Here is an 850-nt window from a genome sequence, read left to right on the forward strand (position 1 = left end):
GGCAGTTGCTCGCAAGGCACTCCCGCCACTGACATTGCCAGCAAGCGCATGTGGGCCAATTCAGCTCGTTGATCGTCGCGATGCATCCACCAGGCGATTAAGAGTGTGCCATCGCTGGGCAGAATTCGGGAGGTTGGTACCAGATTGGCCAATGCAATGCTCAAGTTAAGCATGGCAAATGCGAGGAAAAACGCTGAGATTAGCCCCTCAATGAACCAGCCAACCCCCCCATGAGGCTAATCCCACGAGTAGGTTGGCCATTGGGCCCATAAGCACCACCCATAACATCTGCTGGCGCGGAGGAAGCTCAAGGTTGGCTGCTGCCATCACGTAACCTCCGAGTCGACGATCCTTGACCTGCGGCGACCATCGAATCCGCCAATTCCGGCGTCTCACCTGAACCTCCACAGCTGCGAAACGCATCATCAACACTGGCATGCGGTGCAGTCTGGCGCCTAGGTAGTGACCGCCTTCATGCACGATCATGGCAATGACACCTAACCCCGACGCCAAGATCAGTGACAAAAACGGTTGTAACTCTGAGCGCAAATGCAGCCCCAGAATCAACGCTGCGCCCATCCAGCCTAACAGCCCAAAGAGCATATGCATAAAGCGCATTAGGCTACTAAGCACAACCTGACTCTTGCTAATTTTCATCACAGCCTTCCTTGAGCTTGCGGCCGACAGAATAGCATCGGTTTTTCCAGATGCGTCTGACTGTCAATGTTTGGCATGTAGGCGTCTTAGGTCAATGTTCGCCGTATATCACCGTTCGCGTCAGGCGCTATCTGGCTCAGCTCTGTTATGAATGCGGATTGAAGCCGATTGACTTGCGAGCTATCCTGTGCAG

1 protein-coding gene is annotated in these 850 nt (G+C 54.1%); it reads right to left on the reverse strand.

Annotated elements, in window-relative coordinates:
• Window positions 1–207: 207 nt before the first annotated feature.
• A complete protein-coding gene (locus ALO43_RS16155) occupies window positions 208–657 on the reverse strand; it encodes a site-2 protease family protein (protein ID WP_054997793.1) in 450 nt (149 codons plus the stop codon).
• Window positions 658–850 lie beyond the last annotated feature (193 nt).

Origin of the sequence: Pseudomonas tremae (assembly GCF_001401155.1) — a bacterium.
In the GTDB taxonomy this organism is placed as follows: domain Bacteria; phylum Pseudomonadota; class Gammaproteobacteria; order Pseudomonadales; family Pseudomonadaceae; genus Aquipseudomonas; species Aquipseudomonas tremae.

What these genes read in the sequence shown, in the direction of transcription:
- ALO43_RS16155 (WP_054997793.1), bottom strand. Translation starts at nt 657, where the DNA reads ATGAAAATTAGCAAGAGTCAGGTTGTGCTTAGTAGCCTAATGCGCTTT.